The following is a 13,566-nucleotide window of genomic DNA, read 5'->3' as shown; positions in this document are numbered from 1 at the left end:
GCAGCCCTTGCATCGCCTACTTGCTCTGTTATTATTCGCGCCCTTCCGTGCGGTACTCGACATAGGGTCGGGTGGCGGCACAAGTCCTCGAGGATTTTTCCATGAAAGCCGATATCCATCCTAATTACGTAGAAATCGACGCCACTTGCAGCTGCGGCAATGTCATCAAGACTCGCTCTACGCTGGCCAAGAACCTGAGCATCGACGTTTGCTCCGAGTGCCATCCGTTCTACACCGGTAAGCAGAAAGTGCTGGATACCGGCGGCCGTATCGACCGCTTCAAGCAGCGCTTTGGTGTGTTTGGCGCCAAGTAACAAGCTGTCGTCGCTACGGGAATCCGATGAGATTCTCCGAGCAACTGAAAAAGGCGTCCCTGGGGGGCGCCTTTTTCGTTTCTATCTTCTTCAGCTTGCAGGCCGCGGCGCTTTGCCCGGCCAGCGAGCCGCTCTCGCACGTGAAGGTCGCGACAGTTATTGATGGCGATACGCTGCGGCTGGTCGATGGTCGCAGTGTGCGACTCATTGGGTTGAATGCCACCGAAATGGGCCGTAAAGGGCGCAGTGCCGAGCCGTTTGCAGAGGCTGCACGAAATCGGCTGCAATCGTTGGTGAGCACCGATGATGGTTATGTCGGCATGAGGATTGGTCGGCAATCCAGGGATCACTACGGACGCGTTCTTGCTCACGCCTTCGACAAACATGGCGAAAATCTGGAAGCGCAAATACTTGCCGAAGGATTGGGCTTCTTTGTCGCCATCGCGCCGAACGTGTTGTTGGCCGAATGCCAGCGAGCGGCGGAGCTGCAGGCGCGTTCTGCTGGCAAAGGGGTTTGGCGGCAATCTCCTGTGATCGCGGCGGACCGCGTGCGTGGCGGTGGATTTGCGATTGTCAGGGCCCGTGTCGAGCGCATGGAGACCAACCGGGGAGGTGTTTGGTTGGAGCTGGGTGGTTCGCTTGTGGTGCAGGTCCCTCCTCAGGTCGTTGCCGCTTTCGATGATGCGTTGAAGGGGTTGTCTGGCAAGGATGTCGAGGTCAGGGGGTGGGTTATCGACCGAAAGAGTCGTGGTGATCGGTCGCGGCGGGCGCGTTGGTTGTTGAAGCTAAGCCACCCGTCGATGCTCATGCCTTTGTCCTGAAGCCGTCGCCAAAAGTCGTACGGCCAGACCTTGACAGTCAGGTTTTCCGTTCCCTTGTGACGGCGCTCGGTCTTGGCGTATCCTCGACCACCTGTCTGTCCCAGTAAAATAAGCGGAATTGCCCCCATGACTGACCTGAAAACTGCCGCTCTCGACTACCATTCCCAGCCCCGTCCGGGAAAGTTGAGCGTCGAGCTGACCAAGCCCACGTCCACCGCTCGCGATCTTTCGCTGGCCTACAGTCCTGGTGTGGCGGAACCGGTCCGGGAGATCGCCCGAGATCCTGAGTTGGCTTATCGTTACACCGGCAAAGGCAATCTGGTTGCGGTGATTTCCGATGGCACTGCGATTCTTGGTCTTGGCAACCTTGGGCCATTGGCATCCAAGCCGGTTATGGAAGGCAAGGGTGTACTGTTCAAGCGATTCGCTGGGGTTGATGTGTTTGATATCGAAGTCGATGCGGAGAGTCCGCAGGCCTTCATCGATACGGTCAAGCGTATCTCCATCACCTTTGGCGGGATCAATCTGGAAGACATCAAGGCGCCTGAGTGCTTCGAAATCGAACGGACCTTGATCGAACAATGCGACATTCCCGTGTTTCATGACGATCAGCACGGCACGGCTATCGTCACTGCAGCAGGCATGCTCAATGCGCTGGAAATTGCCGGCAAGTCTTTGGAACAGGCAAAGATCGTCTGCCTCGGCGCCGGCGCCGCTGCAACTTCCTGCATGAAGTTGCTAATTAGCATGGGCGCGAAAATCGAGAACATCTTCATGATCGATCGCAAGGGTGTTATCCATGCGGGTCGTGACGATCTAAACCAGTACAAGGCAGTGTTTGCACATGAGACAGACAAGCGCACCCTGGATGACGCGCTAGACGGTGCCGATGTCTTCGTGGGCCTGTCAGGCGCCAATCTGCTGAGTGCCGAAGGTCTCAAGCGTATGGCGGCCAATCCGGTCGTATTTGCCTGCTCCAACCCGGACCCTGAGATCAGTCCGGAGCTGGCACACGCGACGCGCTCCGATGTAATCATGGCAACCGGCCGTTCGGATTATCCGAATCAGGTCAACAACGTGCTGGGCTTCCCGTTCATTTTCCGCGGTGCGCTGGATGTCCGGGCCAAGCGCATCAACGAGGAAATGAAGATAGCAGCCGCGCTGGCGCTGCGTGACCTTGCCAAGCTGCCGGTGCCGGCCGAGGTGGCGGCCGCCTATGGCGTTGACAGTCTGGAGTTCGGTCGGGAGTACATCATTCCGAAGCCTATGGATCGGCGCCTGATCACGCTGGTTTCCGATGCGGTCGCCAAGGCTGCCATAGAAAGTGGCGTGGCGACCCTGCCCTACCCCTCGAACTACCCACTTAAGTCTGTCGACGACGTCTTCGGTGGTTGAATGGTTGTCTGTGGCTCCGCTTTGACGGGGCTGTAGTTAGAAAAAACCGGCCAATGGCCGGTTTTTTATCATCTAAATCCCGCAGAACACTTAGCGGAGCTCGGCTACGCTCTCACCTAGTACTCGACTTTTAAAAAAGATCCATAGGTGCCGTTTCGCTGGCCGGTAGCGGACTACCGGGGATGGTTGCGCCTTGCATCAGCTCATCGTTCATGCCAGGCGGCGAATCTTCGCTTCGGAATATTTCGAAATAGGCATCTGGTGTCCCTGGTGCCGCTGCGCGGCCGCTGTCAGGGTCGATGCGCAGGGTCAGGATGCCTTCAGGCTCAGCGGGGGCATGTTCAGGTTTGCCCTCAAGCACAGCGCTCATGTATTTCATCCATATGGGCAGGGCCACAGTGCCGCCGTACTCACGGCGACCTAAGCTCTGAGGCTGATCGAACCCGGTCCAGACGGTGGTGACGATGTCGGCGTTATAGCCCGAGAACCAGCTGTCTTTTGATTCGTTCGTGGTCCCGGTCTTTCCCGCGATATCGCCACGGCCCATCGCCAAGGCTTTTCTGCCCGTGCCTCGTTTGATGACGTCTTGCAGCATGCTGGTCATGATGTAAGCGGTCCGATCATCAATGATCTGTTCGGCGTGCCTGGGGGGCTGAGGGGCCAGCTCTGAGCTGTCGTTGGCAATGAACGAGTCGTTCTGTGCGTAGGCAATGGCTGTCGCCTCGGGCGCGGCTCCAGAGGTTGGATCAGCAGTGTTGCGTTCTGGCACGCGCACAGGATCTGCGCTGAATATCACCTTCCCGTCCCTCTCCTCGATCCGCTCTATCAAATAGGGCTCTATCTTGTAGCCGCCATTGGCAAATGCTGTCCAGCCGGTAGCGATTTCCATTGGTGTCAAGGTTGCTGTGCCAAGCGCAAGCGACAAGTTCGCTGGCAGGTCTTCGGGCTTGAATCCAAAGCGTGTGATGTAGTCGATGGTCTGCGGGATGCCGAGTGTTTGCAGCAGGCGAATCGACACTAGGTTGCGTGATTTGTACAGCGCCTCTCGCAAGCGGATCGGGCCGAGGAAGGTGTTGTTGTCGTTCTTGGGTCGCCAAACGCGGTCTAGGCCTTCTTCGACGAACACTATGGGGGCGTCGTTAACAAGCGTGGCAGGGGTGAACCCAGCATCCAGTGCGGCGCTATAAACGAAGGGTTTGAAGCTCGAGCCGGGCTGGCGCTTGGCCTGAATGGCGCGGTTGTAATTGCTTTGCCCAAAGGAAAACCCTCCAGTCAGCGCTTCGATGGATCCATCAAGCGGATCGAGAGATACCAGTGCGCCCTGCGCCTGGGGTATCTGGCTGAATAGCGCTTCGCCTTCGACAATACGGATCCGAATGACATCTCCCGGTTTGACCACGTCGGACGGTGCCTTCGGTTGTGGCCCCAGGCTGTTGGTATTAATGAATGGGCGGGCCCACTTCATACTTTCCCAGGCGATGCTGTGTTCGCTGCCGTCTCGAAGTAGCGCCTGGACGGATTCTTTTGAGGTACTACTGACGACTGCCGGGTGCATCCCGGACTGGCTGCGATAGTCACCGAGCTGTCTCAGCCAGTCTGCTTCATCGGTTCCGGGCAGGTGAGCTTCCGGGCCACGATAGCCGTGGCGCTGGTCGTATTCGATCAGACCCTGGGTAAGGGCTTGGTTGGCGGCGATCTGACGTTCGCTGCTGACGGTGGTATAGACGCGAAATCCGTCAGTGTACGCAGCGCTGCCGAAGCGGCCGACCATTTCGGCGCGTGCCATTTCGGCAATATAAGGTGCGTCAAGTTCGGGCGAGGAGCCATGATAGGACGCATCGACGAGTTCAGCCAATGCTTGGTGATAGCGGGTCTCGTCTAGTTTTCCGAGGCGATACATTCGTCCGAGAATCCAGTCCCGTCGCTCCTTGGCGCGTTCCTTGTTAGCGAGCGGATTGAAGGCTGAAGGTGCCTTGGGCAGGCCAGCTATCATCGCCATCTGCGCCAAGCTCAGCTCGCTGATTGATTTGCCGTAGTACACCTGCGCTGCAGCTTCTATTCCGTACGCGCGGTTGCCTAGGTAGATCTTGTTAACGTACAGCTCAAGAATCTCATCCTTGCTCAGTTCTCGTTCAATCTGAAGAGCGAGGAGGATTTCATTGATCTTGCGCGAGAAGCTGCGCTCGCTGGTAAGGAAGTAATTCTTCGCCACCTGCATGGTGATGGTGCTGCCGCCGGTCTGAATATGGCCGGTTTTCAATAATTGCGTGGCAGCGCGCATCAGGCTGGAAACATCGACGCCATAATGATTCGCGAAGTTATCGTCTTCTGCCGACAGCAAAGCGGCGATGAAATCCTTGGGTATTTCATCGAAGCTGATAGGGGAACGACGCATTTCGCCATATTCGGCGATCAGCTTGTCATCGTGGCTGTAGACACGCAGCGGAATCTGGAGCTGTATGCTGCGTAGTGAGTCGACAGATGGCAGGTTGGGGCTGAGATAGAGAAACGCGCCACTGAGACTGAGCAAAAGTCCGCAGAAAATAGCCAAGCTCGACCATAGGAAAAACTTCAGAAAACGCATCGGGTTTCGTTGAATCCAGGATGGGGAATGAGGTGTATGCCGCAGACGGTGCCGAAAGGAAAAACCGTTCACATTATAAGCGGTTTTTCTGTAGGGGAGCCATTTGCGCTTCTGTCAAGGCTGTTATCTAATGCTGACATACATAATTAATCCGTAAGTAGCGGATAGAGATAGGAAATCAGCCGTGCTAGGGCTATTCACTAAGAAAGCGAACACGCTGCTTGGGATCGACATCAGTTCGACGTCCGTCAAGCTACTGGAATTAAGCCGCTCAGGTTCCCGGTATCGGGTTGAGTCCTATGCGGTTGAGCCACTCCCGCCAAATGCTGTGGTTGAAAAAAACATCGCTGAGCTGGAGGGCGTGGGGCAGGCGCTTTCCCGACTGTTAGGCAAGGCAAAAACTGGAGTCAAGTCGGCTGCTGTAGCGGTATCTGGTTCGGCGGTCATCACTAAAAGCATCGAGATGGAAGCCGGGCTCAGCGACGAAGAGCTGGAAAACCAGTTGAAGATCGAAGCTGACCAGTACATTCCCTACCCTCTCGAAGAGGTCGCCATCGACTTCGAGGTGCAGGGTCCTGCCCCTCGTTCGCCTGGTCGGGTTGAAGTGTTACTGGCAGCGTGCCGCAAGGAAAACGTGGAAATACGTGAAGCGGCGCTCGCCTTGGCGGGGCTGACGGCAAAGGTCGTTGATGTCGAAGCCTATGCGTTGGAGCGCTCCTATGGCTTGCTGGCGCCCCAGTTGGGTGCTGGACATGACGAGCTGACCGTCGCGCTCGTCGACATCGGCGCGACCATGACCACACTTAGCGTATTGCACAACGGCCGTACTATTTATACGCGAGAACAACTGTTCGGTGGTCGTCAGCTCACCGAGGAAATACAGCGGCGTTATGGGTTGTCAATGGAAGAGGCGGGCCTGGCCAAGAAACAGGGAGGCCTCCCAGACGACTTCGACAGCGAAGTGTTGCAGCCGTTCAAGGAGGCGGTCGTTCAACAGGTTTCGCGCTCTCTGCAGTTCTTCTTCGCGGCCGGGCAGTTCCACGATGTGGATTACATTCTCCTGGCAGGCGGCACGGCATCGATCCCAGGGTTGGATCGGCTGATTCAGCAGAAAATCGGAACCCAGACTTTAGTCGCCAACCCGTTCGCCGATATGGCATTGAGCAGCAAGGTCAACGCTGGCGCTCTCGCCAGTGATGCGCCGTCCCTGATGATCGCTTGTGGGTTGGCCTTGAGGAGTTTCGACTGATGGCCCGGATTAACCTTTTACCTTGGCGCGAGCAGCTACGCGAAGAGCGTAAACAGCGTTTCCTGGTGTCGCTGGCCGGGGTGGCCGTTGTGGCAGTGGGTTTATTGTTTCTTGCAGACCAGTACTTCACCCATGCAATCGAGCAACAGAACGCGCGTAATGATTTCGTTCGCAAGGAAATTGCTGTTCTGGATACCCGAATCGCAGAAATCAAGGAGTTGAGAGAACGTCGGCAACAATTGCTCGAGCGGATGAAGATCATCCAGGACCTGCAGGGTAATCGGCCGATCATCGGTCGAGTATTCGACCAACTGGTTCGCACGCTTCCCGATGGCGTTTACTTCACCGGGTTGAAGATGACCGGGAAGAACATCGCCATCGTTGGTGCTGCTGAGTCAAACAACCGAGTCTCTAACCTGATGCGTAATTTGGATGGCTCTGATTGGCTGGATGCACCGAACCTGAACGAAGTGAAGGCCGTCACCGCAGGGGCGGTCGACCAGGAGAACGTGTTCCAGTTAACGGTACAACAGACACAACCGGCTGCTGCTGTCGAAGGAGAGAAACCATGAGTCTGGCTAGCTCGATGGAGAGTCTCCGTAGCGTCGATCTTTCTGATCTGGACATGAACAACCTGGGGTCCTGGCCCGCAGCGGTAAAAGTCATCGCTGCGATATTGCTGATGGCCCTGATTCTCGGCGGTGGTTACTACTTCTATCTCAGTGATTTGCAGGCCAGCCTAGACCAGCAAGTGGCAGAGGAAGATAGGCTCAAGCAACAGTTCTCCACGAAAGCATTTCAGGCGGCGAACCTGGAGGCGTACAAGGCGCAGATGCTTGAGATGGAAGCGTCTTTTGGTGCTCTGCTGCGCCAGTTGCCGAGTGATACCGAGGTGCCGGGTTTGCTTGAGGATATCACCCGTACTGGCCTGGGCAGCGGGCTCGAATTCGAAGAAATCAAGCTGCAGCCAGAAGTGACACAGCAGTTCTATATTGAGTTGCCGATACAGATCAAAGTCGTTGGCGCTTATCACGACCTCGCCACTTTCGTCAGCGGCGTATCGAGCTTGCCACGCATCGTTACCCTGCATGATTTCGAGATTAAGCCGAACAGTAAGGATTCGTCTTCCAAGCTGCACATGAGCATCCTGGCAAAGACCTATCGCTATAACGACAAGGGGCTGCAGAAATGAAAGGAGCCCGACTTGTGGCGATGGGCCTGGGCATGGTGGTGCTGGCTGGGTGCGGTGTTAGCGGCGATTTCGAAGATCTGCGCAGTTACATGAATGAAGTGCGTGCCAAGCCGAAAGGTTCGATCGAGCCCCTTCCAGCGTTTCTGCCGTACGAGGCGTTTACCTACAGCGCGGCGTCGTTGCGCCATCCCTTCCAGCCGCCTATGAAGATTGATCTGACTCAGCGGCAGAAAGGGACAAAGGACATAAAGCCCGATGAAAGCCGCATCAAGCAGTTTCTTGAGGAATTCAACATTGAAAACTTCGTCATGGTTGGCACGCTGGCCAATGGCGCAGGTAACTACGCCTTGATCAAAGGTGGTGACGGGGTTCACCGAGTCAAGGTCGGTGACTATCTGGGGCGCAACCATGGCCGTATCGTTGAGATCAGCGAAGCCGAGGTGGGTGTGCTTGAAATCGTTCCGGACGGAGAGGGTGGGTGGCTTGAGCGCCCGCGTAGCCTGACCTTGAAAGAGCGCTCTTGAGTCATGGCAAAAATGGAAAACCTTTACCGGTCTGCACAACGGAAGCCCTTTATGAATACCACTCTCACTCGTCTCGGTTTGTCGTTGCTGGCAGCGCTCATTTCGCCTGCATTGCTGGCAGCAAATCTGAATTCTCTTGATGTCGCATCGTTGCCCGGTGACCGCGTTGAGCTGAAGCTGGCTTTCGACGAACCGGTTCCCACTCCTCGTGGCTATACGCTCGACCAGCCAGCCCGCATCGCTCTTGATCTGCCAGGCGTATCCAGCAAGCTGGGGTCGAAAAATCATGAGCTGGGTGTCGGTAATGCGCGAAGCGTGACCGTGGTGGAGGCGCAGGGGCGGACCCGACTCATCGTGAATCTCACTTCTCTGGTTCCGTACTCGACCCGTGTTGACGGCAACAATCTGTTCGTTGTGCTCGGCGAAACCGCTAGTGCCCCAGCTGCTGCTTCAGCTGCTCCTGCGGTCTCGACGAAACCGGTCGCACCAAACGCTTCCTTGGCTATTGGAAAATCCATCAGCAATATCGATTTTCGCCGTGGGGACGACGGGGCCGGCAATGTAGTCATCACCTTGTCTGACCCTTCGATCAGTCCAAGTATTGAAGAGCAAGGCGGTAAAATTCGAGTTTCCTTCGCCAAGACGCAATTGCCGGAATCGCTGCGTGTTCGGCTGGATGTCCAAGACTTTGCTACGCCAGTTAAATTTGTCGATTCAAGCAGCAAGGCAGATGGCGCCAGTATTGCTATCGAGCCCAGCGGTCGATACGACTACCTGGCGTACCAGACCGACGACAAGCTGACCATTAGCGTCAAGCCGCTCAGCGAGGCAGATGCCGAGCAACGCAAGGCCGAACATTTCACCTATTCCGGTGAGAAGTTGTCGCTGAATTTCCAGGACATTGACGTTCGCTCTGTTCTGCAGCTAATAGCGGATTTTACTGATCTGAATCTGGTGGCTAGCGATACCGTACAGGGCAACATCACTCTACGTTTGCAGAACGTACCTTGGGATCAGGCGCTGGACCTGGTGCTGAAAACCAAAGGTCTCGACAAGCGCCAGGTGGGGAATGTTCTGCTGGTGGCGCCGGCAGACGAGATTGCCGCGCGGGAGCGTCAAGAGTTGGAGTCCAAGCGGCAAATTGCCGAGCTGGCGCCCCTCCGCCGTGAAGTCGTCCAGGTGAATTACGCTAAGGCAGCGGATATTGCGAAGCTCTTCCAGTCGGTGACTGCGGTTGATGGGCAGGCTGACGAGCGGGGCTCCATCGCGGTTGATGACCGCACAAACAACATCATCGCCTACCAAACCCAGGAACGTTTGGATGAACTACGCCGTATCGTAACTCAGCTGGATATTCCAGTTCGCCAGGTCATGATTGAGGCGCGGATTGTTGAGGCAAACGTTGGCTACGATAAAGCGTTGGGCGTACGGTGGGGTGGTAACGTTGTGAACGATCAGTGGACTGCCTATGGCAAGGATGGCGCCAGGGGAGTCGACGACGACGGGATCTTGAGACCGCCAGGAACGAAAAAGGTCGGTAGTTATACGCTGGAAGAGGGCACGGCTCCGGTTCCTTTTGTGGACATGGGAGTACTAGGGAGCACGTCCGGCGTGGGCATTGGCTTTCTTTCTGATCACCTCCTATTGGATCTTCAACTCTCTGCAATGGAGAAAACCGGAAACGGAGAGGTCGTATCCCAGCCGAAGGTCATGACGGCGGACAAAGAAACGGCGAAGATTCTGAAGGGTACGGAAATTCCCTATCAGGAGGCCAGCTCCAGTGGTGCTACAAGTACCTCATTCAAAGAAGCGGCTCTATCCTTGGAAGTAACCCCTCAAATCACGCCGGATAACCGCATCATTATGGAGGTCAAGGTCACTAAAGACGCACCGGACTTCCGCAATGCGTTGAACGGCGTCCCTCCAATCGATAAGAACGAAGTCAACGCCAAGGTTTTGGTAAACGATGGAGAAACTGTCGTGATCGGTGGTGTGTTCTCCAACAGCCAGTCGAAAAGCGTCGACAAGGTTCCGTTTCTAGGCGATGTGCCTTATCTTGGCCGCTTGTTTCGTCGCGATGTCGTGACGGATGCCAAGTCTGAACTGTTGGTGTTCCTTACACCTAGAATCCTGAACCATCAGGCCATCGCCGTGAATCGTTAACGTCATTGAAAAATATTATCCTCGTGGGTCCGATGGGGGCTGGAAAAAGCACCATCGGACGCCTGCTTGCCAAGGAGCTTCGTCTCCCCTTTCGGGACTCCGACAAGGAGATCGAGCAGCGCACCGGTGCCAGCATTCCGCTGATATTCGATGTTGAAGGTGAGGAGGGTTTTCGGGAGAGGGAACACGTCGCCATTCAGGAGCTATGCCAAATGCACGGCGTCGTGCTGGCAACGGGTGGCGGTGCGGTGCTTAGAAAGGACAATCGCGAGGTGTTGCGCACAGGGGGGCAGGTTATCTACCTGTGCACTTCGGTCGATCAGCAGCTTGACCGTACCTCCCGGGATCGCAATCGACCGTTGCTGCGAGCTTCGAACCCCCGCGAGGTGCTGACCGGTTTGATGGCTGTGCGGGACCCGTTGTATCGCGAAATTGCCGACATCATTATTCAGACGGACGAGCGCCCTCCGCGCATAGTGGTGCAGGAGATCCTCAGTCAGCTCCAGTCTCCTGGGCCTCGTGAAAGCTTGGGCCGATCTGCGCTATCCTAGTCCCCTTTAATCATGGGGGCCCCATGCAAACTCTACAGGTCGATCTCGGCGAGCGAAGCTACCCGATCATGATTGGTGCGCAGCTCATCGATCAGGGTGAGCTGTTGGCCCGCCATATCCGTGGCAAGCAGGTAGCAATCGTTACCAATGACACCGTTGCGCCGCTCTATCTCGAGCGCCTTTCGCGCAGCCTCGGCGAGTTCAAGCTGACTCCGATCGTGCTCCCCGACGGAGAGGCGCAAAAGAACTGGCAGACCCTGCAGTTGATCTTTGATGCGTTGCTATCGGCTAGGCATGATCGCAATACCACTATTGTTGCCCTGGGCGGCGGTGTGATCGGCGATATGGCCGGTTTCGCAGCGGCCAGCTACCAGCGAGGCGTCGATTTCATTCAAGTTCCGACAACGCTGCTATCCCAGGTCGATTCCTCGGTGGGCGGCAAGACGGGTATCAACCATCCGCTCGGCAAGAACATGATCGGTGCGTTCTACCAACCGCAGGCAGTGCTGATCGACACTTCCACGTTGGTCACTCTGCCGTCGCGCGAGTTGTCCGCCGGGCTAGCCGAGGTTATCAAATACGGATTGATCTGTGATGAGCCGTTTCTCGGCTGGCTTGAGGAGAATGTCGACAGGCTTCGAGCTTTGGATCAAGTAGCGCTTACCGAGGCGATAAAACGTTCCTGTGAGGCGAAGGCCAAGGTGGTTGGGGCAGACGAGCGAGAGGCAGGCATTCGTGCCACGCTCAATCTTGGTCATACGTTCGGCCATGCCATCGAGACCCATCAGGGCTATGGAGTATGGCTGCACGGCGAGGCGGTCTCGGCGGGCACGGTCATGGCCCTCGAAATGTCGAGCCGGCTGGGGTGGATTAGTGCCGCTGAGCGAGACCGCGCAGTGCGCTTGCTGTCGCGTGCCGGTTTGCCAGTCGTGCCTCCAGTCGACATGAATGCTGAGGATTTCCTAAAGCACATGGCAGTCGACAAGAAAGTGCTTAACGGCCAGTTGCGATTGGTGCTGCTCAAGCGCCTGGGCGAAGCCGTGGTGACTGGCGACTTCCCCCGTGAGGTGCTAGAGGCCACATTGAGCGTCAACTACGACGCGCTTACGCAATAGTCAGAACCTAAGAGATTTCCATGTCCAGTTTGTCTGCCGACGATTCGTATCTGAATCATTACGGGTTCAGTCATGATCCCTTTGCTGCACGCGTACCCGGCTTCAAGTTCTTCCCAGCTCAGCGCAAGCCAGTGCTTGGGCAGTTGCATCACCTTGCTCGCTACAGCCAGTTGCTGCTGGTAGTGACGGGCCCCGAGGGTAGCGGCAAAACACTGGTGCGTCAGGCCCTTGTGGCCAGCAGCAACAAGCAGGCGGTTCAGAGCGTGGTCGTCTCGCCCCAGGAAACGCTCGATTCGAACATTCTTTTGCAGCAGATCGCTCAAGCGCTTGGCAGTCAGCGCGCCGACTTCGACTCGATCATGGCGCAGATTATTCAATTGGCGTTGACCGGTCAGGAAGTGTATCTGCTGGTCGATGATGCCGAACGGCTTACGGGGGCGGCCGTCGAAACCTTGCTGCGACTCGCTCAGGGTAGCCCTGAAGGGCGGCCGCACGTTTTTCTCTTCGGTGAGCATGCGCTGGTGGCGCGTCTGGAGGCGTTGGTAGAAGGTGAAGAGCGCTTCCATGTGATTGCGCTTCAACCGTACGAGCAAGATGAAACTCGGGAGTATCTCGCGCTGCGCCTCGAAGGGGCTGGGTCTGGGCTGGATTGTTTCACTGAAGAGCAGGTCGAGCGAATTCATGTCGATTCCGGCGGTTGGCCGGGGGCTATAAACCAGACCGCTAGAGAGGAGCTTCTTGAGGCAATGCAGCAGTCGAAAGGGCGTCGGAAGTCGGCCGGATGGAGTTTGCCGCTACCCATGAAGCACGTGCTGGCGCTGGTTGTCGTCGTTTTTTTTATCGTCTTGATCACCTTGCTGATGCGTGACTCGAATGACTCGTCAGCAACGCCTGTCACCACCACATTGCCGCTGGGGACGGCCCCGGTAACCGAGGCGCTTGACGAGGAGTCCGATACGGCGTCGGAGATCGTCCAGGTGCCGCCTGCTCAACCGGTTATCCGAGAGCCACTTGCTGCTGCTGGTAGTGCCGAGGCGGATGATTCATCGACACAGGCTATCGAGGAGCCGGCGCCAGTTAAGGAACTGGCTGACGACAGTATCCAAGCGCCTGCAGAAATCGCCGCCCCGGTGGCAGTGGAGCCTCCAGCCGCTCAGCCCAATCGTGTAGCCGAAGTGCCGCAGGAGCCTGTGCGTCAAGTTGTAGCGGATGCGCCTCCCGCCCCTGCGAACTGGTACGCCAACCAGTCCAAAACCAACTATTTGGTTCAGGTGCTGGGTACGCGGACCCAAGCGAACGCTGAGGCATTGGTTAAACAGCAAGGTGACGGTTTCCGTTATTTCGTCAAGCAGCATGAGGGTAGGCCTCTATATGTTGTGACCTACGGCAGTTTCCCCAGTCGCAATGCTGCGTTGGAGGCCATCAAGAAATTGCCGCCCTCGCTGCAGGCTGGTAAGCCTTGGGTGCGGAGTTTCACGAGCGTCCAACAGGAAATTTCGCCGACTCGCCAGTGAGCGCTCCAAAATAGTGCGCAATGCCCCATTTTGGGGCTTGCAAAAATAAAATTGTGTCGCTCTACCGGGCTTTGTAAACTGCTCCCCCTTTTGCCCACGTGTATGACGGGGCGATTCTGTGCGCCGTCAATAAGGGGTTGATTT

At 56.5% G+C, this 13,566-nt stretch carries 12 protein-coding genes; 11 read left to right on the top strand and 1 reads right to left on the bottom strand.

The features are described 5' to 3' along the window. The first annotated feature begins 101 nt into the window (after positions 1-101). The 3 genes from rpmE to ACIGHL_RS13135 all read left to right on the top strand — a co-directional run bounded on the left by rpmE (position 102) and on the right by ACIGHL_RS13135 (position 2,530). Entirely contained in the window at positions 102-314 is a 213-nt protein-coding gene (rpmE, locus tag ACIGHL_RS13145; protein ID WP_019341291.1) for a 50S ribosomal protein L31, read from the top strand. Between the two features lie 26 nt (positions 315-340). Further along, a complete protein-coding gene (locus tag ACIGHL_RS13140; RefSeq protein ID WP_128120277.1) occupies positions 341-1,135 on the top strand; it encodes a thermonuclease family protein in 795 nt (264 codons plus the stop codon). A 126-nt stretch (positions 1,136-1,261) separates the two neighbouring features. Next, the gene (locus tag ACIGHL_RS13135; protein WP_128120278.1) at positions 1,262-2,530 is read left to right on the top strand and encodes a malic enzyme-like NAD(P)-binding protein; all 1,269 of its coding nucleotides are present in this window, start codon (positions 1,262-1,264) and stop codon (positions 2,528-2,530) included. 130 nt (positions 2,531-2,660) lie between these two features. Here ACIGHL_RS13135 and ACIGHL_RS13130 read toward each other — a convergent pair whose 3' ends face one another. Beyond that, the gene (locus ACIGHL_RS13130; RefSeq protein ID WP_128120279.1) at positions 2,661-5,114 is read right to left on the bottom strand and encodes a penicillin-binding protein 1A; all 2,454 of its coding nucleotides are present in this window, start codon (positions 5,112-5,114) and stop codon (positions 2,661-2,663) included. A 184-nt stretch (positions 5,115-5,298) separates the two neighbouring features. Between ACIGHL_RS13130 and ACIGHL_RS13125 the strand changes: the two genes are divergently transcribed. From ACIGHL_RS13125 to ACIGHL_RS13090, 8 genes are read left to right on the top strand one after another with little or no spacing between them, the layout of a single operon-like run. Next, positions 5,299-6,363, top strand: coding sequence for a pilus assembly protein PilM (locus ACIGHL_RS13125; RefSeq protein ID WP_045430802.1), 1,065 nt, complete (start codon positions 5,299-5,301; stop codon positions 6,361-6,363). Next, positions 6,363-6,935, top strand: coding sequence for a type 4a pilus biogenesis protein PilN (pilN, locus tag ACIGHL_RS13120; protein WP_128120280.1), 573 nt, complete (start codon positions 6,363-6,365; stop codon positions 6,933-6,935). The genes ACIGHL_RS13125 and pilN overlap by 1 nt, the downstream gene beginning before the upstream one ends. Continuing rightward, positions 6,932-7,555 (top strand): type 4a pilus biogenesis protein PilO, encoded by a 624-nt coding sequence (gene pilO, locus ACIGHL_RS13115; protein ID WP_046162909.1) that lies wholly within the window; start codon positions 6,932-6,934, stop codon positions 7,553-7,555. The genes pilN and pilO overlap by 4 nt, the downstream gene beginning before the upstream one ends. Continuing rightward, a complete protein-coding gene (gene pilP, locus ACIGHL_RS13110) occupies positions 7,552-8,079 on the top strand; it encodes a type 4a pilus biogenesis lipoprotein PilP (RefSeq protein WP_128120281.1) in 528 nt (175 codons plus the stop codon). Before pilO ends, pilP begins: the two co-directional genes overlap by 4 nt. A gap of 51 nt (positions 8,080-8,130) precedes the next feature. Beyond that, positions 8,131-10,242, top strand: a complete 2,112-nt coding sequence (locus tag ACIGHL_RS13105; RefSeq protein WP_128120282.1) for a type IV pilus secretin PilQ — start codon at positions 8,131-8,133, stop codon at positions 10,240-10,242. Positions 10,243-10,247: 5 nt separating this feature from the next. Then, positions 10,248-10,793 (top strand): shikimate kinase AroK, encoded by a 546-nt coding sequence (gene aroK, locus ACIGHL_RS13100; protein ID WP_128120283.1) that lies wholly within the window; start codon positions 10,248-10,250, stop codon positions 10,791-10,793. A 23-nt stretch (positions 10,794-10,816) separates the two neighbouring features. Next, positions 10,817-11,908, top strand: coding sequence for a 3-dehydroquinate synthase (aroB, locus tag ACIGHL_RS13095; protein WP_128120284.1), 1,092 nt, complete (start codon positions 10,817-10,819; stop codon positions 11,906-11,908). Positions 11,909-11,928: 20 nt separating this feature from the next. Continuing rightward, positions 11,929-13,422 (top strand): AAA family ATPase, encoded by a 1,494-nt coding sequence (locus ACIGHL_RS13090; protein ID WP_128120285.1) that lies wholly within the window; start codon positions 11,929-11,931, stop codon positions 13,420-13,422. The last annotated feature ends 144 nt before the right edge of the window (positions 13,423-13,566 follow it).

The sequence above is a fragment of the Pseudomonas sp. NPDC077451 genome (assembly GCF_044543345.1).
Classification (GTDB): Bacteria; Pseudomonadota; Gammaproteobacteria; order Pseudomonadales; family Pseudomonadaceae; genus Stutzerimonas.
Note: the sequence above shows the minus strand (reverse complement) of the source record. Positions and strands in the feature narration are given on the sequence as shown.